We start from the raw sequence: 25,182 nt of genomic DNA on the forward strand, positions 1-25,182 counted from the left end.
GGAGCATGAAATTACTTAAACTATATAAAAATACGCAAATATTTAAGATTGCTCTCGGTATAGCTATTTTAGTAGTTGGCTATATTGCTTCTGTTTTTTATACGCAAATGAAAGCGTTAGATGCTTCGGTCAGTCTAATCGCTACTTCTACAGAAACACAGTTAGAACTTGAGAAAGTGCTTTCTGTTATTAGTATGTACGAGAACAATTTGAGAGGATACATAATTACTAAGGATGAGGCTTATCTTGATAACAGATTCTTGGACAAAGGAGAAATCGAGCAAAATATTAAAAGAATTAATAAATTAGTTGCTGATAATCCAGCGCGATTAAGAGATCTTAAGGAGCTTAATCGTTTATTAGATCGCCGATTTGAATTGTTTAGAGAGACTTTATTGCTTTCTAAAAGCAAGAATTTTGACCAAGAAAAATTTCATGCCAAGTTGCAAGAAAGTAATAGTTTTACGGATTTGATGAAGAAATTTGTCCATAAAACAATTAACAACGAAGGAGATAAAATCAAGTTTCATAATGTTAAACACCAATTTGAATTAGAAGACTCCATCATTAGTGCTTTTTTATTAGTGATTCTTTCCCTGCTAATATTGCTGCTCTCCTTTAACAAAATGAATGTGGATATCGTTGAACTCAAAAAGGCCAATGATGAATTAAAATTCTTGAATCTTTCCTTTAATAATGCTGAAAAAATAGCCGGTTTTGGACATTGGAAGGTCAACGGCCAAACAGGTGTTTATACTTTCTCAGATAATTTTTATAGACTTTTAGGAGAAGAACCAGGAGCTTTTGAACCCAAATTAAGCAGTATTATTAAATTCATACATCCTGATGATTTAGAGTATGTTATCGAAAGACATAACGGTTCATTTTTGACTGAGGAAACCACGAGTATTATGTTTCGTTTTATCTTGGCAGATGGACAAACAAAGTACATTAAATCGGTAGGAAGTTTTACTAAAAACAGTAGTGACCAAATAGTAAAAACGGGCGTGCTGTACGACATGACTGAAGGCTATAAGAAAACGTTAGAATTAGAAGAAAGTAATATTGAGTTAAAAAGTATTAACGATGAATTAGAATCTTTTAATAATATTGTAAGTCATGATTTGCAAGAGCCATTGCATAAAATCCAAATGTTTATTTCGCGAATTGAAGGAAGCGAAATAGATGCTGTTTCAGATGTTACAAAAACTTATTTTGCTAAAATTCGACTATCAGCAAACAAAATGCAAACGCTCTTGATTGATCTCGTTAACTACTCCCGAACAATCAAAGGTGACAAAGTGTATGTAGATATTGATTTACGAGAAACCATTCATAGAGCTATTGATGAACTTTCATCTGATATTGAAGATAAAAACGCTACGATCGAATTGGGCACCTTGCCTAGAATGAAAGCGATTTCGTTTCAGTTGGATCAATTATTTATTAATTTAATTTCAAATTCTCTAAAATACAGTAAGGATGATGTTGCTCCATTAATAAACATTTATACTGAAGATATCTTTGAGAACGTTTTTTGTGGTGATAAATTAATATTAGATGAAGAATACCACAAGATTGTCTTGAAAGATAATGGAATAGGGTTTAAACAAGAATATGCTGATAAAATTTTTATTTTATTTCAACGTTTAGAAAAAGATCCTAAATATTCGGGTACAGGTCTAGGATTAGCAATTTGTAAAAGAATCGTAGATAATCATGGTGGCTATATTAAAGTGGAGTCAGAGCCTAATGTTGGAACGGAATTCACCATTTTTATCCCTAAAAAATCGGTTCAATTTTAATTGTTTGAGTTTTTTTACTTCAAAGTAATTCCTTGTTGGATTTTGTGAAGGAGTCATAAAAACGATTTATTAGTTGGATTATATGAACATAATAGAAGCTGGTTTAGAAGATATTTCCACCATAAAAGATTTGGCTTACAAAATTTGGCTTGTGACCTATGGCGCAATTCTGTCTGAAAAGCAACTAGCTTATATGTTAGACTCTTTTTATTCAGAAGCTTCTTTACATGATGCTATACTAAACAAAGGACATCGCTTTTTACTAGCGGTCGATGGTGCGACATCAATTGGTTTTGCCTCTTATGAACACAACTATAAAGCGGAATTAACCACTAGAATTCATAAAATATATCTTCTGCCAGAGACACAAGGAAAAGGCTATGGCAAGCAACTTATTGATCACATCAGTACGTTAGCAATCGCCAATAAAATGACCGCACTATCATTAAATGTAAATCGTTTTAATAAAGCGCTCTCTTTTTATCAAAAAATAGGATTCAAAATAATTGCTCAAGAGGATATTCACTTGGATCATGGGTATCTTATGGAAGACTATGTTATGAAATTGTCTCTTCTTTTAATTGAATAAATAGCAATTATAGCAACTTTCGGCTATAGCGAATAATTTATAATTAAGGTTTACCAGATTGTTTTTTTAGTGCAGCTATTTATATTTGACTTTTAATAACAATTAGGAGTTCTTAATTTCCTTTTCAGTAAGGTTATACGTACCATTATTGTACTATTATATCGTGTTTAGTTAACAAACCTTTCAAACCTGCTTTCGCAAAAAGTGCTTTGTTAATTTTAGTTCTTGAGGGATCAATACTGAAGTTTATGCTAGTTCTAAAATCAGCTTTGGAAGCGTTTGCTCGGTCAAATTCGGCTCGATATAGATCACAATTAATAAACTGAGCGTTAGTTAAGTCTGCTGCCATGAAGTCAACCGCTACTAAGCTAGATTCTATGAATGAGGTGCTTTTTAATTTCAAACTATAAAATTTTGAAAAATCCAATACTGATTTTTTAAAATGAATTTCAAATATCAGTTTGTCACACATGGCAAAATTCACATCTTTGATTTGGCATGAATTGAAATATACCGTTCTAAATGCAACATGGTTAATGTTAGCGCCGTTAAAATTGCAATTAAAAAAGGTACAGTCTACAAAGGTGACTGCAATAAAATTACAACCTGAAAAATCACAGTTCGTAAAAGTACACGACTCAAATTCTTTGAAATTAATTTCTTCCAATCGATAGACTGAATCGCTAAATTCCTGATTAAGGTTGTAAGCATACATAGTTTGTATGGTCTAAATTAAATTTTTAAAATGGAGGACGAACAATACCCACAAACGTACTACATCTATTTTAAGAAGACTAATAAAATTTGGTTGTCTTGGACTTTGTTATATAGGTAGTATTTGTTAGAACTATTGATTGAGTATACCATTATTTGCTATTTTTAAGTTTATTATGGAATTTAATCCAGTTATTGATAGCTTTTTAACGTAATTAAGCCAAATATGGGTCATTTTAGTTTTTTAAATGAGGAATCAATTAAAACTGTTAAAATGCAACTACCTGAATTATAGTTATTTAGAATAGTGGTCTTTTGAAGAATCAGCATGAATCAATCGATTTCGTTGAATTTTACTTAACAAAATCATAAAATTTGATTTAGTTTTTAATCTTTAACTACATTTGATGTCTAAATGAGAGTCTATCTAATCATATTATTATTCGCTTCATTCTTCTCGTTTGGGAATGGACAAGATGCACACAAGAAAACTACTTTAGAAAGGTTTTCTGTGGAGCAATCGCCTCTTGCGAATAAGGTGGAGACTGATTTTTTAGGTAAATCTAGTTTACATGCTAGCATTACCGTAGAAAGCGAATATCTAATTGTTGAAGAAATTTTCAATAATGATGATGTTTCTAATTCTTTTTTTTCTTTAAAACTTAGTTCAACTAAGAAAAATTTCCCATCACTTCCTGTCATAGTAATTATCAAGGACAGTGCTAAAGGTTTAAAAAACGAACAGCCATTTTACGGTTATTCCCAACCTATTTACATTTCGCAGCAAGTACTTCGTATTTGATTGACACCCATACAATAGATTTTTTTCTTCACCATTTTTTATCAGTCTAAAATTGGCTTGTAAGGACGATTAATAAATCGTTCCGTCTATTGTATTTCCAAATTTATCCCAAAGAACAATTTAATTTAAGCATTCCACCACTCAATTCATAGTAATCATGAAGAGAATTTCCATTTTATCTGGACTAATAGTCCTATTAAGCGTAGTGAGTTGTAACTCAAAAGTAGAAGAAAAAGAGGCAGAAGAAATATACACAGCCACAAATCCCGTGACCATTGATACCTCTTTCACTAAAGAATATGTTTCGCAAATTAGATCGGTCAAAAACATTGAAATTAGAGCACTCGAAAAAGGATTTTTACAAAAAATTTATGTTGATGAAGGTCAATTTGTTAAACAAGGACAACTTTTGTTTAAAATATTACCAACCATGTACGAAGCCGAGTATCAAAAGGCCATTGCAGAAGTAAAGGCATCTGAGATCGAGATGATGAATACAAAAGTATTATCAGACAAAAATGTAGTTTCTAAAAATGAATTGGCTGTCGCCAAAGCAAGACTAGAACAAGCCAAAGCAGAATTAGCGGTTGCTAATTTTCATTTGTCTGCAACGAATATCAAAGCCCCTTTTTCAGGAACTATCGATAGAATACCTAAAAAATTAGGGAGTCTGATTGATGAAGGTGAGTTGCTTACAAGCTTATCTGATAATAGTCAAATGTTTGCGTACTTCAATGTATCTGAGCCTGAGTATTTGAACTATGAAACTGATATTAAAAATCGTGCTGATAACAAAGTAGGTTTGCTTTTAGCCAATGGAGTAGCTTTGAAATATAAGGGAAATGTTGAAGTAATCGAAAGTGAATTTGATAGTGAAACGGGTAATATTGCTTTTAGATCTCGTTTTCCTAATCCTGATAAACTATTAAAAAACGGCGAAACTGGAAAAGTGCAAATGACCGTACCGCTTAAAAATGCATTGGTAATACCTCAAAAAGCGACTTACGAGATTCAGGATAAAAAATATGTTTTTGTCATTGATAATAAAAATAAGGTACACTCACAAGAGATTAAAATCAAAGGTGAAATTCCTGATTTATATGTAATTGAAAGCGGTCTTACCATGGGTGATAAAATTTTACTAGAAGGTGTTCAAAAAGTAAAAGAAAATGATATCATTAAGTTCAAAGTTTTAAAGGCTGCTGATGTGATTTCACATTTAAGATTGAAGGCTGAATAAATTCATCACATAAAAAGAAATAAAAATGTTTAATAAATTTATTCAAAGACCCGTACTGTCGATAGTAATATCGCTCATCATAGTATTTTTAGGGGTCCTATCAGTACTTAATTTGCCTATTACTCAATTCCCATCTATTTCACCGCCAATGGTGAATGTTACAGTTGATTACCCTGGATCTAACGGAGAATTAATGATTAAGTCCGTTATTATTCCGCTGGAAAGAGCTTTAAATGGTGTTCCAGGCATGAAATACATGACTTCAGATGCTGGAAATGATGGTGAAGCAAGTATTCAATTAGTGTTCAACTTGGGAACCGACCCCAATCAAGCAGCCATTAATGTTCAAAACCGTGTTGCTTCGGTTACTAATAAATTACCGCCATTGGTGATTCGTGAAGGTGTGAAAATTACACGAGAAGTACCAAGTATGTTAATGTACGTCAACCTTTTTAGTACGGATAAAGGTACTGATCAAAAATTCTTATATAATTATGCCGATATTAACGTATTGTCAGAATTAAAAAGGGTGAATGGTGTTGGATCAGGAGATATTTTAGGAACACGTGAATATGCCATGCGTATTTGGTTGAAACCGGATCGTATGCTTGCTTATAAAATCTCTACAGATGAGGTTATGGAAGCATTATCTAGTCAAAGTTTAGAAGCTTCACCCGGGAAAACAGGAGAAGCATCTGGAAAAAGATCGCAAGCATTTGAATATGTATTGAAGTATTCAGGACGTTTTACCAATGAAAAACAATACGGAAACATAATTTTACGATCTAGTGCGAATGGTGAAATATTGCGATTAAAAGATGTTGCAAATATTGAATTTGGAAGTTCAATGTATGATATTTATTCTAACTTGAACGGAAGACCTTCAGCAGCAATCGTACTAAAACAGTCTTTTGGTAGTAATGCGAATCAAGTGATTTCAGACTTAAAAGCTAAGTTAGAAATCATTAAGAAAAAGTTTCCAAAAGGAATGGATTATGAGATTTCTTATGATGTATCTAAATTCTTGGATGCGTCTATCGAAAAAGTAGTACATACGCTAATTGAGGCTTTCATATTAGTAGGTTTGGTGGTGTTTCTATTCTTAGGAGACTGGCGCTCTACTATTATTCCAGCTATTGCCGTGCCGGTTTCGCTAGTTGGTACTTTCTTGTTTATGCAATTTTTTGATATATCATTAAACTTAATCACGCTATTTGCATTGGTTTTGGCTATTGGGGTTGTTGTAGATGATGCAATTGTAGTTATTGAAGCCGTGCATGCCAAGATGGAAGAGGAACATCTCACGCCTCTTAAAGCGACTAAAAAAGCAATGCATGAGATCGCGGGAGCAATTATCGCAATCACCTTTTTGATGGCTGCTGTATTTATTCCAGTTGCATTCATGTCGGGACCAGTTGGAGTATTTTACCGTCAGTTTTCAATCACAATGGCAACTGCGATTATTTTATCTGGAATTGTAGCGCTGACTTTGACACCAGCACTTTGTGCTATGATGCTAAAAAACAATCATGGTGTACCTAAAAAGAAAACACCAATTAATAGATTTATTGATGGGTTTAATAACACCTTTAATTTGGCTCAAGGCAAATACCAAAATTTACTTGGCAAAATTATAAATAGAAAAGCGATCACGTTTATCGCATTGATCGGATTTTGTGCAGGAACGTGGTTTATTAGTAGTACCGTACCATCTGGATTTATTCCTAATGAGGATCAAGGTATGTTTTATGCTATTATTCAAACGCCACCGGGATCATCTTTGGAGCGTACAAATGATATCTCTGTTAAATTACAAAAAATTGCTGAAAGTGTAGAAGGTGTAAAATCAGTTTCTTCTTTAGCAGGATATGAAATTTTGACCGAGGGTACGGGATCGAATGCAGGAACCTGCTTAATCAACTTAAAGGATTGGGACGATAGAAAGCAAACAGTGCAGGAAATCATGACAGAACTGGAGGAAAAATCAAAAGATATTCCAGGTGCCAACATTGAGTTTTTTCAACCACCGGCTGTACCAGGATATGGAGCTGCAGGAGGATTTGAACTTCGTTTATTAGATAAAACAGGTTCAGGAGATTACAAAAAGATGGAAGCGATTAATAATGATTTTGTTAAAGAACTAAACAAGCGTAAGGAGTTATCCAATGTATTTAGTTTTTATAGTGCGAGTTTTCCGCAGTATATGATGAAAATCGATAATGATCTGGCACAGCAAAAGGGTGTTTCTATCGAAAATGCTATGAATACCTTGTCTACTTTGGTGGGAAGTAACTATGAAATTAGTTTTATAAAATATGGTATTAACTATAAGGTGATCGTACAAGCATCACCGGAATACCGCGCTTTGCCTGAGGATATCTTGAAGTTATATGTGAAAAACAATAGAGATGAAATGGTCCCGTATTCTGCTTTTATGAAGTTAGAAAAAGTATATGGTTTATCTGAAATCACACGACACAATATGTATACCTCTACTGAAATTAGTGGAGCTGCAGCCGTGGGATACAGTAGTGGAACTGCTATTAAAGTAATTCAGGAAGTTGCTGCAGAAAAATTGCCAAGGGGTTATGACATCGATTGGGCAGGAATATCAGCTGATGAAGTAGCACAAGGTAATCAAGCGATTTGGGTGTTCTTAATTTGTCTTGGATTTGTATACTTAGTGTTGGCGGCGCAATATGAGAGTTTCATATTACCACTATCAGTAATTTTATCTCTACCAGCTGGTATTTTTGGAGCTTTCTTACTACTGAAATTAACAGGTTTAGAAAACAACATTTATGCTCAAGTTGCGATGGTCATGCTTATTGGTTTATTAGGTAAAAATGCGGTACTGATTGTCGAATTTGCAATACAGCGACATGCGGCCGGTCGATCCGTTCTCGAAGCTGCCATGGAAGGTGCTAAAGCAAGATTTCGCCCTATTTTAATGACCTCATTTGCATTTATAGCTGGTTTAATTCCGCTTGTTTTTGCTTCGGGTCCAGGTAAAATAGGTAACCGAACTATTGGAACAGCTGCCGTAGGAGGGATGCTAGTAGGTACAATTTGTGGTGTTTTTGTAATTCCAGGGCTGTACTACATTTTTGCTAGACTAGCAGAAAAATATAAGTTGGTTAAAAACGAAGAAGAAAATCCATTAACAGAAGAAATTGATAATAATGAAGTTCACAAAGAAAAATAGTATAGCACTTGCTATCAGTATCTTGATAGTTGGATGTAAAGCACCGTCAATAGTAGAGAGTTCTACCAAAGCGGTTGTGCCTGAAGCGTTTCTTGCTAGTACAGACACTTTGAATACCGCAAATGTACAATGGAAGACTTTCTTTAAAGATAAGAATTTGCAAACATTGATAAGTACCGCATTAGATAATAATCAAGAGTTATTGATGACGTTGCAAGAAATTGAAATTGCTAAGAATGATATCCGCATGCGAAAAGCGGCCTTGTTACCAACTGTAGGACTAAGAGCAGGAACAGGCGTAGAAAAAGTAGGACGATATACGAGCCAAGGTGCGGGTGATGCCACAACTGAGATCGCTCCAGGCAAAGATTTTCCTGATCCTTTAACTGATTTTACCATTGGTGCCTATGCAAATTGGGAAGTAGATATTTGGCATAAGTTGCATACCGCAAAAAAGGCGGCAGTTTCCCGCTATCTAGCCACTGTCGAAGGTAAAAACTTTGTCCGTACTAATTTAGTGGCTGAAGTAGCTAATTCTTATTATGAATTGCAAGCCTTAGACAATCAACTTTTGATTATAAAACAGAATATCGCACTGCAAAAAAGCGCTTTAGATATTGTTAAATTGCAAAAAGAAGCTGCTAGAGGTACGGAGTTAGCCGTTCAAAAGTTTCAAGCAGAGGTTTTGAAATCGCAAAGTTTAGAGTTTGATATTAATCAGAGTATTAAAGAAACTGAAAACAAACTCAATTTTCTTTTAGGTCGTTTTCCGCAAGAGATCGCACGTGATAAAGGTTCGGTATTGTCTATCGTTCCGCAAGTGATTGCCTCAGGAATTCCAGCTCAATTGCTTGAAAACCGTCCTGACATTAAACAAGCCGAATTAGAATTGGCTGCAGCTAAGTTAGACGTAAAGGTTGCAAGAGCTGAATTTTTCCCTTCCCTAGGAATTTCAGCTGGAGTGGGCTATAATGCATTTAAAGCGTCTTATTTGTTTAAATCGCCTGCTTCATTATTGTATTCCTTAGCCGGAGATTTAGCAGCACCATTAATAAATAGAAACGCGATTAAAGCGGAGTTTAGTAGTGCTAATGCAAGACAAATTCAAGCTTTATATAATTATCAAAGAGTAGTACTTATCGCTTATTTAGAAGTGTCAAATCAATTGTCACGAATTGCTAATTTAGAGAAAAGCTATGATTTAAAATCAAAACAAGTGGCTGCATTAGACCAATCGATTTCAGTGTCTAATGACTTGTTTAAATCGGCTCGAGTGGATTATTTTGAGGTTTTAATGACCCAAAGAGATGCATTAGAGACCAAATTAGAATTAATTGATACCAAAAGGGATCAGTTAAATGCAGTGGTTACGATTTACAAAAATCTTGGTGGAGGTTGGAAGTAAATCAAAAATTAAATTGTTAGTTAAGAGAGTCGGAAATTTTTTTCCGACTTTTTTAGTTTTTGCTTGAAAGTTATTGACAAAAAAAGATAATAAATTTAACACAAAAGGTACTTGTAGTGTGGAACAAACTTATATTTTTGCGATCTAATTTAATAAAGTATACTATGAAAGATTTATTAGTAAAAATCAATGCTGAAATCGAGACGTTTAAAGTTGAATCTGAATCTCTTACTGAGAAAGGGATTAAAGCTGCAGGTGCAAGAGCTCGTAAATCAACTTTAGAAATAGAGAAACTTTTAAAAGAGTTTAGAAAAGTTTCTATCGAAGAATCAAAAAAATAATATTTTTTTATTTTTTTCCAGCCTCGTTTAACCAAGTTGAACGAGGTTTTTTTGTTTTAAAATCGTTCTCTTTAAAGAGGTTATTTCTTTTTAGAAAAAACAATGTTGCTTTAGAAAGTTAACCTATAAAAACGCTTTCTTTTTTGTTTTATAAAACGCAAAGAAATCTTTCTACTAATTCGTACTTATAGGAAACCTATAAATGGCTTGTACCTTTAAAAAAGCACTTGTCTCAAGGTTAGTGTTCAATTTGGTTCTATTGTCGCCAATGCGAAAAGGGGTAATCGCGAGTCCTATCTTATCATCTACGGCATAAACATCGTATTTATTGGTAGCAACACCAAGCTTTAATCGCAAGAGCAAATTTTTGGTCAAAGAATTATTTTGCACGTAAGTTGAGAATTCCAATGTATTATTCTCGGTATAGGTTAATGGAGTGTTTTCGGTATGAATTTTAAAAGTTTCAGAGTTGCCCTTGTAATCCAGCCCAACTCTAGTGGTGTTTGAAAGACCATAGTTCACGTCAAACAAGCCCGGAATCAAAGCAGTAAACTCAAAACGAGCATCGAGGCTTTTATAATACATACCAACTAATGGAGTCGCATACAATCCATACGCTTCATTGCCTGCATATAGTCCAAATTTATAATTGAAATTAGTACTTTTTTTATAGGTCAATACAGCAATTCCTCCCATATAAATATCATCAGTTCCAATTTTTTTATAGTTAGAGGATAGGATAGGAAGTAAGACATAAATACCAGACCATTTTTTTGAATGTTGTGTTGTAAAACCTAATTTTAGTCTGGTATAGTATAAGGTGTTGTAATTAGCATCAGGATACAATTGAAATTTTTTAATGTTAAAATCGAAACCTGTTATAAGAGCTGTTTTTTCATTTAAAACAACTGGTAAAAGTATTTTAGAATCAAAAATTGAAATTGTGGTGCTTTTATCACTGTTAATATAAGGAGTAGCGCCAGTTTTAGAATAGCTAATATCAGCAACGTCAACATATTGCTGTGAATAACTCCAAAATGATAATAGTAATAATGATAGCAATAGCAATTTGTTCTTCATGCCTTAAATGTAGGTTATTTTTGGATAGTAGGAGTTGGTTTTTGGTTTTAGATCCATTTATGAATCCATCCTCTGATCATACGATCTCTTGGCTAACCGTTAGAAAGACTATTAATTTAAAATAGAATAGTAAAGTGAAGATTTTCTTTTAACGGAAGAGTGTAAAAAACAATATTTGCTGGGACTTAGTATGAGGCACCTTTTTTAGGTTCTGTTTGCAATTCAATATCTTTTAGATCATAAAGTTTAGTATCTGGTTCAACAACAAGTACTTTTGTACTAAATGTATAGAAACAATTGTTCTCTTACAACATTTAGCCCGATAGGGATATTTGATTTTTTTTAAAAATACCGAAACACTAGTACTCGTAAAGGTCAATGATTTCCAGTGCACGTTTATGGATCTTGTCCTGCATTGCTTTAGGTTCTATAATTTTAACCTCTGAACCATATTTAAGAAGTTCCATAATAATATCATTGGTTGGGTGCAGGAACAATTCAATCACTACTTTTTCTTCGGTATCGATAATGGTCTTTTGAGAAGTATGCAGCGGGAAAGATTTAATATAATTCCCTTGTTGCCATGTAAATTCTAAAACTATTTTTTCAGCAGGGAAATAGGTTTCAATACCAAAAGCGTGCTGATACTTCTCTTCAATATCGACGGTAATCGGCTTGAATTTCGTGTCTAAAATACGTAGGTTGGTGATACGGTCAAAACCAAAGTTTTTTATCATTTCCGTATTATGATCCCAGGCAATTAGATACCAGCGGTGTTGCGATTCTTTAATTGCCAAGGGTTTTACGGTTCGCTCTGTGATTTCCATATCCCAAAATTTGGTGTGTGTAAAACTCAGCTGTAAATGATTTTGGATAGCATATAAAATTCCGTTCATTAGATGGGTTCCTGATGACTTTCTTTTTTCTAAATAGATACTGGGAGCGATTTTATTGCTTTCTTTCAGTGCTTGATGGATCGAAAAAGCTTCTATCATTCTTGATACGGATGGATCTTCTATCTCCTCATCAATATGATATACCTTGTCTTTTCGGTTGAATTTGATGTAAATACCAAACAAGTCAGCAATGTCTTTTTTATCCCTATCAAAAGTACGTGCCGAAAACTCAAAATTAGACCCTAAATCATCGTTTTCTAATTTAGTCAGTACATGCTGATGTAAATCTTTAAAGTTTGTGGGAACCGTATGAAGCCGCTCGATGATGTATAAATACCTTTTGTAAAAACCTACTTTAGCCATGGTGCGTATAATTTGATATCTGCTAAAGTACTATTTAGTGTAGACAAAACGCGGCAGAGTAAATAAATCTACTACAGTTTATTTTATTTCAAATGCACTTTCATGTGTAATTAAAGTGTCGCTCTTACTAAATTCAAGCTGTTGTTGCTTGTAAGTAATAGTCGTTACTATGCGATTATTTTGAAAAGAGGAAAGTTCAAAAACAAAATCATTGAGGTTTAGTTTTTCATCTAAAGTATTTATTGTGAGCGATTGAAGTAATCCTGTTTCTTTTTTGATTGCATACAATCCAGCTTGCAATTCAGGAGTACCAAACACAAAATTTTCTTTGGTTTGAAACAACGGAAACAAAACCATTTCGTTGAATAATTCATGCGATTTGAATTTGAGTACTTTACGGCGCTGAAACCAAATTTCTATTTGGCCTTTTGGAGAGTGTAACATCGCTTGTGCTATGTTAGCACGGCAATCTTCAAGAGATTTTATATCGGGATTCCGTAATCCATGATAAAAAAAAGGATCAGTAATTAGGTCTGTAATAACTTTGTTTTTTCGATCAGCGATTTCATTCCATTGTTTTATGATTTCAGGATCGAGCAGGAGCTGTCTTATTTCAATCCCTTCTCCAAATAGGTTGATTTTAATTTGTGGCACAGTCTAGATATATTTGATGCGTTAATCGGTTGTAACAGTTAATACGAATTAAATAATTATCCAGTCGACATCACCTAGATCTAATTCACCATTCATGTCAACCGTTAGCCACGACATACCAGGAAAAACTTCTTTTAAAGTAATCGTAAAACCGGAAAGAGTAGTGTGCTCTACATTTTGCTGTGACTCGTTACTCAATTTAGCCGTCAATTTTTCGTGCTGCTCATCAGTCAATTTAATGCGTAGTTCTTTCATAATAGGTTGTTTAGGCGATGTTTTATTTAGTAACCTTTTTTTTGCTGACGCGTAACGATAAGTGAAACAGAGAAGTCACGCAAAAATATTTTATTGTACTAACTCTAATTGACGAAAAAAATCAGCTACTTCTGTTTCAAAAACATCCAGTAGAATTTGATGCCCCATTTGGTTGTGAATCGAAATTTTTAGGTCAGTATTAGCCTGTCTGTTTTCAGAAATCCATTGTAGATTATCATTGGCTTTGATTATATCGTCTTGCCCGCCTAAAGCAAAATGCATGACTGACGAACTATTTGATGAATCTAAATCAGAAATATTTTGAGGAACGGGCCGGTGTGGCAATGCAGGGTTGAAAAGCAAAGCAGGACAGTTGACTGTATTGGCAAAATAGTAACTCATAAAACCTCCCATACTGCTCCCAATGGCTACATCAAAATGATATTCTTTGTTTAGTTTCAAAAGGAATTCAAATACATTTGGGTTGTTGTAGTAATCCAAATCAGGTGCAATAACGGTTCCGAAACGTTCTAAAACGGATCTCTTTGGTGGACTAAGTTTGCTTTCGAGTCCATGTAAATATAAAATAGTCATTGGTATCATTTTTTAATATTTCTTTTGTAAAAGTAAGTGGCGACAACGACAAAATAAGGCGCTCTAATTTTTTTTTAGCTGAATTAATTCAATACAAAAATACGCTTAATTTAGTGCACTAGATTACGGTTTCCCGCAAAACAGATCAGTATTAATTTAGTATTTTTACAAAAAATCGTTTGTGCCATTTGCTGCTTTTATACCGTTATTAATGGCGATATTGCTACTGTAAAGCCTACGGTCGAACCAAGTTTAAGAGTGGTCACTCATTATAAGTTTAAAGCATGAAAATACTACATACTGCCGATTGGCATTTAGGAAAAAAACTAGATCATTTTTCGCGACTAGAAGAGCAAAAGATCGTCATGAATGAAATTTGCGAAATCGCCGATCAACAAAATGCCGATGTAGTCATAGTGGCGGGTGACTTATTCGACACCTTTAATCCGCCAGTAGAAGCCATAGATTTGTTGTATAAAACCCTCAAAAGATTGACCAATAACGGCAAACGTCCCGTAATTGCTATTGCTGGAAATCACGACAGTCCGGATCGGATAGATTCCCCAAATCCTTTGGCACGAGAATGCGGAATTTTATTTGTAGGGAACCCAGATGTTACGATTCCGACACTCACTATCGAAAATGGCTTCGAAATTACCCAGTCAGAAAATGGATTTATCGAAATTAAATTGCCTCATTATGATTTTCCTATTCGAATAATAGCCACACCTTATGCCAACGAAATGCGCTTGAAAATGTATTTGGGAGCCGAAAATAAAGAACAACAATTGAATCAGTTATTGCATGATTCTTGGGCTGCGCTTGCCGATAAATATTGCGATACCAAAGGCGTGAATATCCTCACAACACATTTATACATGCTCAAACGTGGAGGCGAAATCCTAGAAGAACCCGATGGCGAAAAACCGCTCCGAATTGGGAATGCCGATATCGTTTATACCGATTGCATTCCGCACCAAATGCAATACACGGCTTTGGGACATTTGCATCGCTTTCAAAACGTGGGCGGGCATCCTAGTCCTGTAGTGTATTCGAGTAGTCCGCTGTCCTACAGCTTTTCGGAAGCGGGACAAGAAAAGAAAGTCGTTTTGATAGAAGCAAAGCCTAACGAAGAGGTTAAATTCACTGCTATTCCGCTGCAATCTGGGCGGGTTTTATATAGAAAGCGATTTGAAAATATAGACGAAGCCGTAGCTTGGTTACTTGATAATCCCTATTGTTTGGTCGAATTAACATTGGTGAGTGATACTTTTTTCACCACTCAAGATTTAAAGAAAATACACGAAAGTCACGACGGAATCATCTTCATTATTCCAATTGTGAACAAGAGTGGTGCAATGGACTCTGATACTCCCAAAGTTAACTTGGAACAAGACATTCAAGGCTTGTTCAAAGATTACTTTGTATCGAAACATAAACAAGAACCCAACGAAGAATTACTGGATTTGTTCAATGAGATTATCGGAAGTAACGCTAAAAACGAATAAAACACACACTTTATGTTACCATTAAAATTAAGTATTACTGGTTTGTATTCGTATCAAAAAAAGCAAACCATTGATTTTGAAGAATTGACAAATGCAGGTTTGTTTGGGATTTTTGGTGCTGTTGGCTCCGGAAAATCATCTGTTTTGGAAGCGATTGGTTTTGTCTTGTACGGGGAAACCGAGCGTTTAAACAGCCGTGACAAGCGATCGTACAATATGCTGAACTTAAAATCGGACAAAGCCAATATCGAATTCGAGTTTCAGAATTTTGAAGAACGAAAATTCAAATTTGTTGCTGATTGGAAACGAAACAAAAAGCGTTTTGAAGAAACCACCACCATAGAACGATTGGCGTACGAGTGGAAAGAGGAGCAATGGATTCCGCTTTCATCCGCTGATGCGACAAGTTTGATCGGACTTACCTATGAAAATTTTCGTCGAACCATCATCATTCCACAAGGGAAGTTCAAGGAGTTTTTGGAACTAAAAGGCAAGGATCGCTCGGACATGATGAAAGAAATTTTTCATTTGCAACGTTTTGATCTGGCATCGAAAGTGGCTGCTGCGCAAAGTAGCGCACGTACGCAGTTGGACCAGTTGCGAGGTGCTTTGTCTGGATTTGAAACCATTTCGAAAGAAAGTGTTGCTGCCTTGGAAGTGGAGGTTTCAGAAGCCACTACCAACCTTCAAAAGAGCAAAACCGAATTGGAGCTAGTGCAAGCCGAGCTGCAGAAAATGACTGTTTTAAAAACTAATTTTGAAGAGCTAGAAAAAAAGAAAAACCAGCTTGCTACTTTTATCGAAAGAAAACCGGAAATGGAAGCGTTGCAGAGGAGCATTGACCTATTCGAAAAAACAGAAAAAGCGTTCAAGCAAGAACTGAAAGAGTTGGATTTGGCAAAAAGTAATTATTCGAAAACAAAAGAAAAATGCCTTTCGCTTGAAAAAATAAAAGAGGATTTAGATAAAAATAGAAGAGTCAACCAAACCATTTTGACGGAATTGCAACCGTTGTTTGATAAATTGGAACCTTCGAAAAATAAAGTATCGGACTTAGAGTCCATCGAAAAAAGTATAGCCTTACAAACCGAAGTTGCTGTACTCGAAAAGAAGGCAGCTGCTATGGAATTGTCAGCGGTTGCCATTCAGCAGGCAGCTACAGATTTAAAGGAAAAAACAGAAACCATTCAGACCGAATTAACCAATTTGAAGTCCAAAAAGATCGATGGAACTGTTTTATTGGAAGTAGGTAATTGGTTCACAAAGCAAGAGTCGATTGCGGAGCAAATAGAAGTAAGGCAAAAAAGAATTCTTACTATTGAAAAAGAACTTCTAGCACACAAAGAACAGTTTGAAGCGATGCAGTTGCCCAAAGAAAATTGGAAAATTGTACTCCTAGAGAAGCTAGAGCAACTGAGAAAGAAGTTTAAAACGCTACAGGATGCGAAGACAAAACTTATGGTTTCAAAAGAATTGGCTGATTACGCATCGAAACTTCATGATGGCGAAAATTGTCCGTTGTGTGGATCATTGGAGCATCCTCATGTGATGCACGCAGAAGATGTGACCGGACAATTGAATGCAGTTGAAACAGCATTAAAAACGGTAGAAACGGATGGAAAAGAGCTCAATGCTATCGAAAAGAAAGCATTAAAGAGCGAAAATGATATTGCGCACGCACAGGAACAATTGCGTTTGACTGTTATCGAAAAAGAAACATTAGAATCCGATTCAAAATTGCACCTTTCAAAGTTTGTTTGGGAGTCTTTCTCCGCTACTGATAATGCTGGTTTTTTAGCCAAAAAACAAGAGCAACAAACCATTGAGAAAGCTATTGCTGCACAAGAACAACAAGAAAAAGCCACGCGCTCACAACAAGAGCAACTGTTGGACGAAGTTAAAAAACAAGCAGATGAGAAAGCGACTATTGCCAATAAAATAGCAGCCAAATTGGGTGCGATTACCAACGAATTATCACAATTAAAAGTGCTCATTTTCGCAGAGTATGAAAATAAAGAAATAGCACTCATTCGAGAAGAAAAAGAGAAATTGCACCAAGAAAATAACAGAATAGCAGTCGAATACAAGTCAAAATCGGACATTTTAGTGCAGCAAAATCAAGAATTGGCAGGTCATGAAGCCAGTTATAAAATTTTAGCCGAGCAATTGGTCACAGCCGAACAATTGGTGACTGAAAACCAAAACAAAATTACAACCTTATTACAAACGCATCAATTCGAAAGTATAGATTCCGTACAAACGATTCTATCAAAAAACTGGGATATCGAAGCCGAAAAAGCCAAAACAAAACAGTTTGCTGTCGATATTAAAGTAGCCGAAACTGCGGTTGCAGCTGCTGAAAAGCTAGTCGAAAACCAAAGTTTTGACAGTAAACTATTCGAAGAAAAGAAAATGGTAGAAGCAGAACGAAAAACGCAATTTGAAGCGCAAGTAGGGAAGGTTTCTACTTTACAAGACAACCTTAAACGAATCCAAGATTCTTTGCTTCAAAAAGCGGAATTACTAGCTCAATTTGATGTTTTAAATACGCGTTATACTAATTTGGGCATTTTGTCCAATATGTTCAACGCCAGCGGATTTGTAAATTATGTGTCAAGCATCTATTTGCAAAACTTGGCCGATGTGGCCAATGTACGTTTTCACCGCATGACCAAAAACCAGTTGAGTCTGACCATTAACAGTTCCAACGAATTTGAGGTGATCGACTACCTCAACGATGGTGCTTCCCGAAGTGTCAAAACCCTTTCGGGTGGGCAAGGTTTTCAGGCTTCGCTATGCTTGGCTTTGGCATTGGCAGAGAGTGTACAATCTTTAAACAAAAACGACAAAAATTTCTTCTTCATCGACGAAGGCTTTGGTACCCAGGATCCCGAAAGTGTCGCCATCGTTTTTGAAACCCTACAATCCCTCTACAAAGAAAACCGAATCGTCGGAATCATTTCGCACGTAGCCGAACTACAGGAACGTATTCCCCGCTCGATTAATGTGGTGAAGGATGAGGAGAGTGGGAGTGTGGTGAAGGAGAGTTGGGGGTAGTTGTTGTTAATAGCGTGCTTAACTAGTTAGTGAATGTCATGTCAAGCATTAAAATTATTTTTATTAGCCCCATTCTCTATGGCTTACCTTTAAACGATTTAGTTATTTAACTCTTATGTAATTGATGGATTAACAGGTTGTAATAGTGCTGTGTTTTCGATCGCGGGTAATCTATCAAATGATAAGTTATTGAGGGCTACTTTACTTAATGTAGCAACAACTGCTCTTTCTGACTCAGTTACTTGATTCCACCAAATTGAAACATCCTTTTAAGAGCAATTATATACTTTTTTTAATTAAAAAATCTGGAGTTTTAATTTGTACTTAATTTGTCAGTGTTACTTATATTTTGTTTTATAATATTCTGGATATGAGTACTTTAATTTTATTACAGTGTAATTTTGTGATGTGGAAATGAAAAATAAAGATGTCAATTATATGCATTTTTTTAATTTTAATTTTTTATTTCAAGGCCTCTTGTGGTTTCCCGTAATTATTATTGAGTAGGTTTACTTACATTTGAGTTTCAACATTATTAAATTTAAAAACAGTCAGTCAGTGAATATAATAGATACAAAGCCCGTAGGAAAAGTAATTCTTAGTGAGAGCACTCCCGAAAGATCTCCTAGAGTAGAACATTTTTTGATTCCGTATTATCAGAGAGGGTACAGATGGGATATTGAAAATGTAGAAGCACTATTAGATGATATACATAATTTTATAAAATCTGGAGAAAAAAATTATTGCTTGCAACCTATAGTTGTGGTTCCTAATACTGACCAACAGGGCATTCCAATTTGGGAGGTTATTGATGGTCAACAACGTTTAATTACAATGTACATTATTTTTAAATACCTTAATAAACCAAGGTATTCACTAGTATTTGGACAAAGAGCACAAAGCACCACTTTTTTGGAAAATTTAACCGATGATACCTATAATCATGATAGTCCAGACTTTCACTTTATGAGTCAAGCGCATCAAATAATAAAGAACTGGTTTGAACTAAAAACTAGAAATGATGTTGGATATATTGATGATTTCTACTCAACAATGACAAAAAAGGTTCAAGTGATCTGGTATCAAGTTGAAGAGTTAACAGGGTTAAATGAAAGTATCTCAGTAGATGAAAAAGAAAATAAAAAAATCGACATTTTTAATAGACTGAATATCGGAAAAATACCCTTGACTGATGCAGAATTAATCCGAGCCCTATTATTGTCTAAAATTAAATTTGGCTTATCAGAGAGGGAATCCATCATGCGACAAGCTGAAATTTCAAACGAATGGCATCAAATGGAAATGGAATTACGAGAAGATGAATTCTGGTATTTCCTAAATAACAAATCAAAAGAAGAAACTTCTTCAGCAATAGAATTAATTTTCAAATTAATTGCGGCTGATAGTTCTAAAAAATACTCCACTTACTTATGGTTCGAAAAGCAAATCCGTTCTGAAAGTGAGGAATTAGAAAAAGAAAAAGCGATCAAGTTGTGGGATACCACTAGAGACTATTTTAACAAAATGAAATTCTGGTTTAATGATAATGATTTGTACCATTACTTAGGGTATATATTGGCTATCAAGGACAATAGCTTAACGACGATTAGAGGAATTCTAGAAAACTCAAATTGTAAAAAAGACGCTTTCAAAAAATGGACCTTGGATACTATTATTGATAATTTAAAAGACGTAAAAATAAACGAGTTATCCTATGAAAAAGACAAAACAGAACTTCATAAAGTTTTTTTACTTCATAATGTTATAGCAACGAAAAAAATTAATTCAGCTCAAAAAGCTAGATTCCCATTCAACTTGTACAAAAAAATTCAAAACGATGGAGGATGGAGCATTGAACACATTCATGCACAGCAATCTAAGGGAATGAAAGATGAAAAATCAATCAGGAAATGGCTTGGAGATACTTATAAAGCAATTGAAAACATTACAACAATTGAAAAGGAAAGTAAAATTGAGGATGAGAATGGAGATGCAAGTGAAGTAACTGAATTGATTACAATAGATGAAGAAATAAAAAAGGAAATTAAAGACTTGCTAGAGTCTGAAAAAATCAATGCTGAGGAATTTAATATTTTGAAAGATAGATTAATAAAGTTTTTTGAATCAGACTCACTACATGAATTAGATAATCTAGCATTATTATCTAAAAAAGACAACTCTTCATTGAATAATGCCCTATTCCCTGTAAAAAGAAATAGAATTATTCAAATGGAAAAAGAAGGAAAATATGTTCCGCTCACTACAAAAAATGTCTTTCTGAAATATTATAATGACTCTGATCTACAGCCATTTTATTGGAGTAAATCAGATAAGATAAAGTATGTAGAAAACATCGAAGCCATTTTAAAACCTTACTTAAGCTAAAACACATTATGAATATAAAACATACATTCTGGTCACTTTGTGACAAGTACGACAAAATTGAAGTGCCAATTATACAAAGAGATTACGCTCAAGGTAGAGAAACTGCTGAAATAAAAAGGCTTAGAAAAAAATTCATTAACGACTTCTTGATTAATTCATTGCTTACCAATCAAAAAGTTGAATTGGATTTTGTTTACGGATCTATTTTGGTTGAAAGAAATGAAGATGATAAAAGAAAAATCTTCATTCCATTAGATGGGCAGCAAAGATTAACCACGTTGTATTTACTACACTTTTTTATTGCTTTAAAAGAGAACAGATTAAATGAAGTGCGCACTGTTTTAAGTAAATTCAATTATGAAACAAGACCTTCAGCACACGATTTTTGTAAAAAGTTAATAAATGATTTTGAGGTTATCAATCTTACAAATATTAAATTTGATATTGAAAACTCAGAATGGTACAATGAAAATTGGGACAATGACCCAACAGTTTCAGGTATGATAAACATGCTCGATACTTTTGCTAATAATGATGCATTAGTAAATGCTAGCGATAGTTTATTGGACCGTTTGTTAGATTCACAAGATCAATTGGTATCCTTTTATTTTACAGATCTAGATGAATTTGGATTAACAGAAAACCTGTATATCCGAATGAATGCTAGAGGTAAAATGCTGACTGATTTTGAAAATTTTAAGTCAGAATTCTTTAAGATCATTAACTACAACCATGTATTGTTAGATCAAGTAAAAGATAAAATTGAGTATGGCTGGGTTGATAATCTATGGAATTTTAGAAACAAAGACAGTTATGTAATCGATGAACCCTTTATGTTTTATTTGAATTTCATTACAGAGATGCTTTATTCTAAAAATGTAGAACTTAGATCATATGATAAAGAAATAGATTATTTAGATTTCAAAATTTTGAAAGATGTTTATTCGGTAGAAGCCAATCTAAAATTTTTAATTTTTGCATTTGATTTCATCAAAGATTTAAAAAATCATACCCAGCCTGATTTACTCTGGAAGGAACACAGCTCATTAAACGAAATTTTAAAAGTAATTGTAAGTAAGAAAGGAGACATTAATGAGTTATTTTTATTGTTTGCAGCGATAGAATTTAAATATCAAGGCAAGAGTAATGCTAATTTATACGACTTTCTACGAGTTGTTAGAAATCTTGTGCACAATACTAGGGATAAATCTCGTCGTGAATGGTCAAAATTATTACACGCTATTAATAATTTGATCTCAGATGAAAATGTCTACACCCTATTAATAAATAAAGTGAGTCCTAAGGCCTTAGCAGGATTTGAAGTGAAGCAAAGAAATGAAGAAATCTTTAAAGCAAAGCTATTTGATCACTATCCAGAGATAAAAGACAGCATCTTTCAAATGGAAGATGATGAGAACTTCAAAGGCAATATTAGTAATTTATTGTTAAGCAATTATGCAAATAATCCTCAAGAATACAGTCAATTATTTCTTGAAGAGCTAGACCCAAGCACCATCAACAGTAAAGAGCTTACGGCTACATACAGTGGTTATATGGCAATTGCAAAAGATAATTTCAATCAAGTATGGGGTGATTTACTGATTACTGGCATTTACAGTCAAACCAATGAGTCTCGATTAATGTATAACTATGATTTCAGGAAGGCACCAGCAATGATCTATTTTGCCAAAAAGTTTTCTAAGAAAAACAAGAAGCTAAACCTGCAAGCGTACCTCATGGACGTGCAAAAAGAATTTGTCAAAAAGCTAGAGAAGAAACAGCCTGCTTTTGAAGAGATTACTAATGTAAAGCACCAGTTGTACCTGTACTACATCATGCATACCCGCATATACAATAAACAGTATAATTCATTTTTTAAAAATGGTTATAACTTTGGGTGGTTGTCTAAGGAAAAGGGATTCAAATCACTTTTTGTAAATGGAATCGAAGACTGCCGCTATTTGCATACCACAAACCCTATTTTTCAAACTTACGAATCTCAATTTAGGTATAATCTAGGGCTTAATCCTAAAAATTCTTTAGAGCAAGAGATGATTGCTAGTGGGAGGAAAAGAGAGCCTTTTAAATTAATAATAGATTGGGCAAATAGCGAAGTTGTAAACGAACTGTAATAATCACCGACAAAAAAATAATTCAAGCTAAGCTCATGATTTTCTCATTAAAAATTTGTGGCTTAGCTTATTTATTACTGCATTATCTCTGGATGTAGTTTTGATGGATAATCGAAACTAAAATATACAAGAGCAGTCTCGAAACAAATAGGTTTTATTGACAAATTTATTTAGTTTTACAGTTAACTCAAAAAAACAATTCCCTTTATGCAATCAGCTATTAATGCAGCTGATTGTGTATTAATTAACAGTTTCAACACCATACATGAACAAGCAAGACCTAATCTCAAAAATAAAACAGCTCGACGGTATCTCTCAAGATGAGCGTGCTTACTTGATAGAATTAGTAAACACCAAGAAAAAATATGGCTTAGTGTGGGAAGACAAACCTGAAGACGTTGAGGAACAACTACGAGAAAATCTACCTGTCTTAAAAGAAGTTGTCGACAAACGCATTTTGACACCAGTTCCCCCTTTGGGGGCGGAGGGGGCTCCTAACCACGTACTTATTGAAGGCGACAACTTGCACGCACTAACGGCATTAACCTTTACCCACGAAGGTAAAATTGATGTAATTTATATTGACCCGCCTTATAATACTGGAAATAATGATTTTACTTATCACGATGCTTTTAAAGATAAACCAGAATTTATAGGTAAAGAGCATCCCTTTAGACATTCAACTTGGTTAAGTTTTATACATAAAAGATTAATAATTGCAAAAAGATTATTGAGTGAAAAAGGAGTGGTTTTTATTTCTATTGATGATAATGAGCAATCTCAATTAAAATTATTATGTGATGAAGTATTTGGCGAAAACAATTTCATTGGTGCGATTGTTTGGTTTAAAAAAAGAAAAGGTTCTTTCTTGTCAAACCAATTAGTATCATTAACGGAATATATTTTACCATATAGAAAGAATGAACCAATTTATCTTTTTGGAGGAACTCCTGACAACACAGAATCACAGCCAATAATTAAAAGAACTAATTCAAGGAAAACTTTAAAATTTCCAGCAAAGTTAGTATTGACTAAACTTAAAGACGGAATTTATAAAAGTGGTAATTATGGTGACGGAACAAGTGCAAGTGTTTTAAAAAATGATATTGAAGTAGTCAACAAAGTTATTGTTAATAGTTTTTCAATTGAAGCTCCATTTGTGTGGTCACAAGAATATTTAGATGATGAAATCGAAAGAGGTACAGATATTTTAATAAATACCATAAATCTTCAAGTTCGTGTTATTAGGCATAATAATGATTCAATAAAAGCATTACCATCATTTATTGACGGTAGAGAAATTAGTGCTACTAATGAAGATGCTTATGAGTTTTTAAAATCTATGTTTAATACTGATAGACTTTTTTCATATTCAAAACCAACTAATCTTGTGAAAAAAATTATTGAATCTTCAACTCATTTTAACAAGAATGCAACTGTTCTTGATTTCTTTGCAGGTTCAGGTACCACACTTCACGCCACAATGGCACTTAATGCAGAAGACGGCGGAAATCGTCAATGTATTTTAGTAACCAACAATGAAAATAATATTTGCGAAGAAGTTACTTATGAGCGTAACAAACGAGTAATTGAGGGTTATACTAATACCAAAGGCGTAGCTATTGAAGGTTTGAAAAGTAATAACTTGAGATACTATAAAAGTGAGTTTGTACCTAGTTCTAGAACGGAGCAAAACAAAAGGATATTAACGCAAACCAGTACTGAGTTGCTTTGTATTAAGGAAGATTGTTATAGTCCACTAGCCCCCAAAGGAGGAATTGAAGTCTATAATGCGAATTTTAACGAGAAAGAATGTAAAATTTTTACAGATGGTAAGGGTAAGTTTTTAATTGTTGTGTACCACAGTCGCCAATTGAATAGCGTGTGTGAACAATTAACACAATATATTAAAGAACTAGAAACTACTCAAAAAGTAAAACTCTATGTTTTTAGCCCCGAAAAAGAAACCTTGGTAGATGATTTCTATGAAGTAAGAGATAAAATAGAGGCTGTGCCACTACCAGAAGCTATTTACAATGCTTACCGAGCGACTTTTAGAGTATTAAAACTAGATAAAACGGCTAAAGCAATTGTTACTCCAACAGATGATATAGAAGGCGAAACCACTTTGTTTGACAACCAAGACCAAGAATAAAT

Annotated in this window: 18 protein-coding genes; 12 read left to right on the plus strand and 6 right to left on the minus strand. The window is 34.1% G+C overall.

Going from position 1 to position 25,182, the window contains the following annotated elements; all coding sequences use genetic code 11:
- Positions 1-5: 5 nt before the first annotated feature.
- Together ACZ2G0_RS09905 and ACZ2G0_RS09910 are read left to right on the plus strand one after the other, a co-directional pair.
- Positions 6-1,805, plus strand: coding sequence for an ATP-binding protein (locus ACZ2G0_RS09905; RefSeq protein WP_470307492.1), 1,800 nt, complete (start codon positions 6-8; stop codon positions 1,803-1,805).
- An 82-nt stretch (positions 1,806-1,887) separates the two neighbouring features.
- On the plus strand, positions 1,888-2,394 hold the full coding sequence (locus tag ACZ2G0_RS09910; protein WP_470307493.1) for a GNAT family N-acetyltransferase: 507 nt from the start codon (positions 1,888-1,890) through the stop codon (positions 2,392-2,394).
- Positions 2,395-2,539: 145 nt separating this feature from the next.
- Here the strand turns inward: ACZ2G0_RS09910 and ACZ2G0_RS09915 are convergent, their stop codons facing one another.
- On the minus strand, positions 2,540-3,109 hold the full coding sequence (locus ACZ2G0_RS09915; protein WP_470307494.1) for a pentapeptide repeat-containing protein: 570 nt from the start codon (positions 3,107-3,109) through the stop codon (positions 2,540-2,542).
- A gap of 414 nt (positions 3,110-3,523) precedes the next feature.
- Between ACZ2G0_RS09915 and ACZ2G0_RS09920 the strand changes: the two genes are divergently transcribed.
- The 5 genes from ACZ2G0_RS09920 (at position 3,524) to ACZ2G0_RS09940 (ending at position 10,101) form a co-directional block, all read left to right on the plus strand.
- Complete coding sequence (locus tag ACZ2G0_RS09920) at positions 3,524-3,910, plus strand: hypothetical protein (RefSeq protein WP_470307495.1); 387 nt, start codon at positions 3,524-3,526, stop codon at positions 3,908-3,910.
- A gap of 157 nt (positions 3,911-4,067) precedes the next feature.
- Positions 4,068-5,150: an efflux RND transporter periplasmic adaptor subunit gene (locus tag ACZ2G0_RS09925; protein WP_300286392.1), complete on the plus strand. Its 1,083-nt coding sequence runs from the start codon at positions 4,068-4,070 to the stop codon at positions 5,148-5,150.
- A 25-nt stretch (positions 5,151-5,175) separates the two neighbouring features.
- A complete protein-coding gene (locus ACZ2G0_RS09930) occupies positions 5,176-8,355 on the plus strand; it encodes an efflux RND transporter permease subunit (protein WP_470307496.1) in 3,180 nt (1,059 codons plus the stop codon).
- Positions 8,333-9,760, plus strand: a complete 1,428-nt coding sequence (locus ACZ2G0_RS09935; RefSeq protein ID WP_470307497.1) for a TolC family protein — start codon at positions 8,333-8,335, stop codon at positions 9,758-9,760. Before ACZ2G0_RS09930 ends, ACZ2G0_RS09935 begins: the two co-directional genes overlap by 23 nt.
- A 164-nt stretch (positions 9,761-9,924) precedes the next feature.
- Positions 9,925-10,101 (plus strand): histone H1, encoded by a 177-nt coding sequence (locus tag ACZ2G0_RS09940; RefSeq protein ID WP_187010962.1) that lies wholly within the window; start codon positions 9,925-9,927, stop codon positions 10,099-10,101.
- Positions 10,102-10,275: 174 nt separating this feature from the next.
- Here the strand turns inward: ACZ2G0_RS09940 and ACZ2G0_RS09945 are convergent, their stop codons facing one another.
- The 5 genes from ACZ2G0_RS09945 to ACZ2G0_RS09965 all read right to left on the minus strand — a co-directional run bounded on the left by ACZ2G0_RS09945 (position 10,276) and on the right by ACZ2G0_RS09965 (position 13,943).
- A complete protein-coding gene (locus tag ACZ2G0_RS09945; RefSeq protein ID WP_470307498.1) occupies positions 10,276-11,181 on the minus strand; it encodes a DUF6268 family outer membrane beta-barrel protein in 906 nt (301 codons plus the stop codon).
- Positions 11,182-11,540: 359 nt separating this feature from the next.
- The gene (locus ACZ2G0_RS09950) at positions 11,541-12,440 is read right to left on the minus strand and encodes a helix-turn-helix transcriptional regulator (RefSeq protein ID WP_470307499.1); all 900 of its coding nucleotides are present in this window, start codon (positions 12,438-12,440) and stop codon (positions 11,541-11,543) included.
- Between the two features lie 78 nt (positions 12,441-12,518).
- The gene (locus ACZ2G0_RS09955; RefSeq protein ID WP_470307500.1) at positions 12,519-13,094 is read right to left on the minus strand and encodes a hypothetical protein; all 576 of its coding nucleotides are present in this window, start codon (positions 13,092-13,094) and stop codon (positions 12,519-12,521) included.
- Between the two features lie 48 nt (positions 13,095-13,142).
- A complete protein-coding gene (locus ACZ2G0_RS09960) occupies positions 13,143-13,349 on the minus strand; it encodes a hypothetical protein (RefSeq protein ID WP_470307501.1) in 207 nt (68 codons plus the stop codon).
- A gap of 90 nt (positions 13,350-13,439) precedes the next feature.
- Positions 13,440-13,943: a YqiA/YcfP family alpha/beta fold hydrolase gene (locus ACZ2G0_RS09965; protein ID WP_470307502.1), complete on the minus strand. Its 504-nt coding sequence runs from the start codon at positions 13,941-13,943 to the stop codon at positions 13,440-13,442.
- 284 nt (positions 13,944-14,227) lie between these two features.
- Here ACZ2G0_RS09965 and ACZ2G0_RS09970 point away from each other — a divergent pair, with 284 nt between their 5' ends.
- From ACZ2G0_RS09970 to ACZ2G0_RS09990, 5 genes are all read left to right on the plus strand, one after another.
- Positions 14,228-15,451 carry a metallophosphoesterase family protein gene (locus ACZ2G0_RS09970; protein ID WP_470307503.1) on the plus strand — a complete coding sequence of 408 codons (1,224 nt, stop codon included), beginning with the start codon at positions 14,228-14,230 and terminating at the stop codon, positions 15,449-15,451.
- A gap of 12 nt (positions 15,452-15,463) precedes the next feature.
- Positions 15,464-18,508 carry an SbcC/MukB-like Walker B domain-containing protein gene (locus ACZ2G0_RS09975; protein WP_470307504.1) on the plus strand — a complete coding sequence of 1,015 codons (3,045 nt, stop codon included), beginning with the start codon at positions 15,464-15,466 and terminating at the stop codon, positions 18,506-18,508.
- A gap of 558 nt (positions 18,509-19,066) precedes the next feature.
- A complete protein-coding gene (locus tag ACZ2G0_RS09980) occupies positions 19,067-20,893 on the plus strand; it encodes a DUF262 domain-containing protein (RefSeq protein ID WP_470307505.1) in 1,827 nt (608 codons plus the stop codon).
- 8 nt (positions 20,894-20,901) lie between these two features.
- On the plus strand, positions 20,902-23,025 hold the full coding sequence (locus ACZ2G0_RS09985) for a DUF262 domain-containing protein (protein WP_470307506.1): 2,124 nt from the start codon (positions 20,902-20,904) through the stop codon (positions 23,023-23,025).
- A 265-nt stretch (positions 23,026-23,290) separates the two neighbouring features.
- On the plus strand, positions 23,291-25,180 hold the full coding sequence (locus tag ACZ2G0_RS09990; RefSeq protein ID WP_470307507.1) for a site-specific DNA-methyltransferase: 1,890 nt from the start codon (positions 23,291-23,293) through the stop codon (positions 25,178-25,180).
- The last annotated feature ends 2 nt before the right edge of the window (positions 25,181-25,182 follow it).

This window comes from Flavobacterium sp. KKT103, assembly GCF_055640565.1.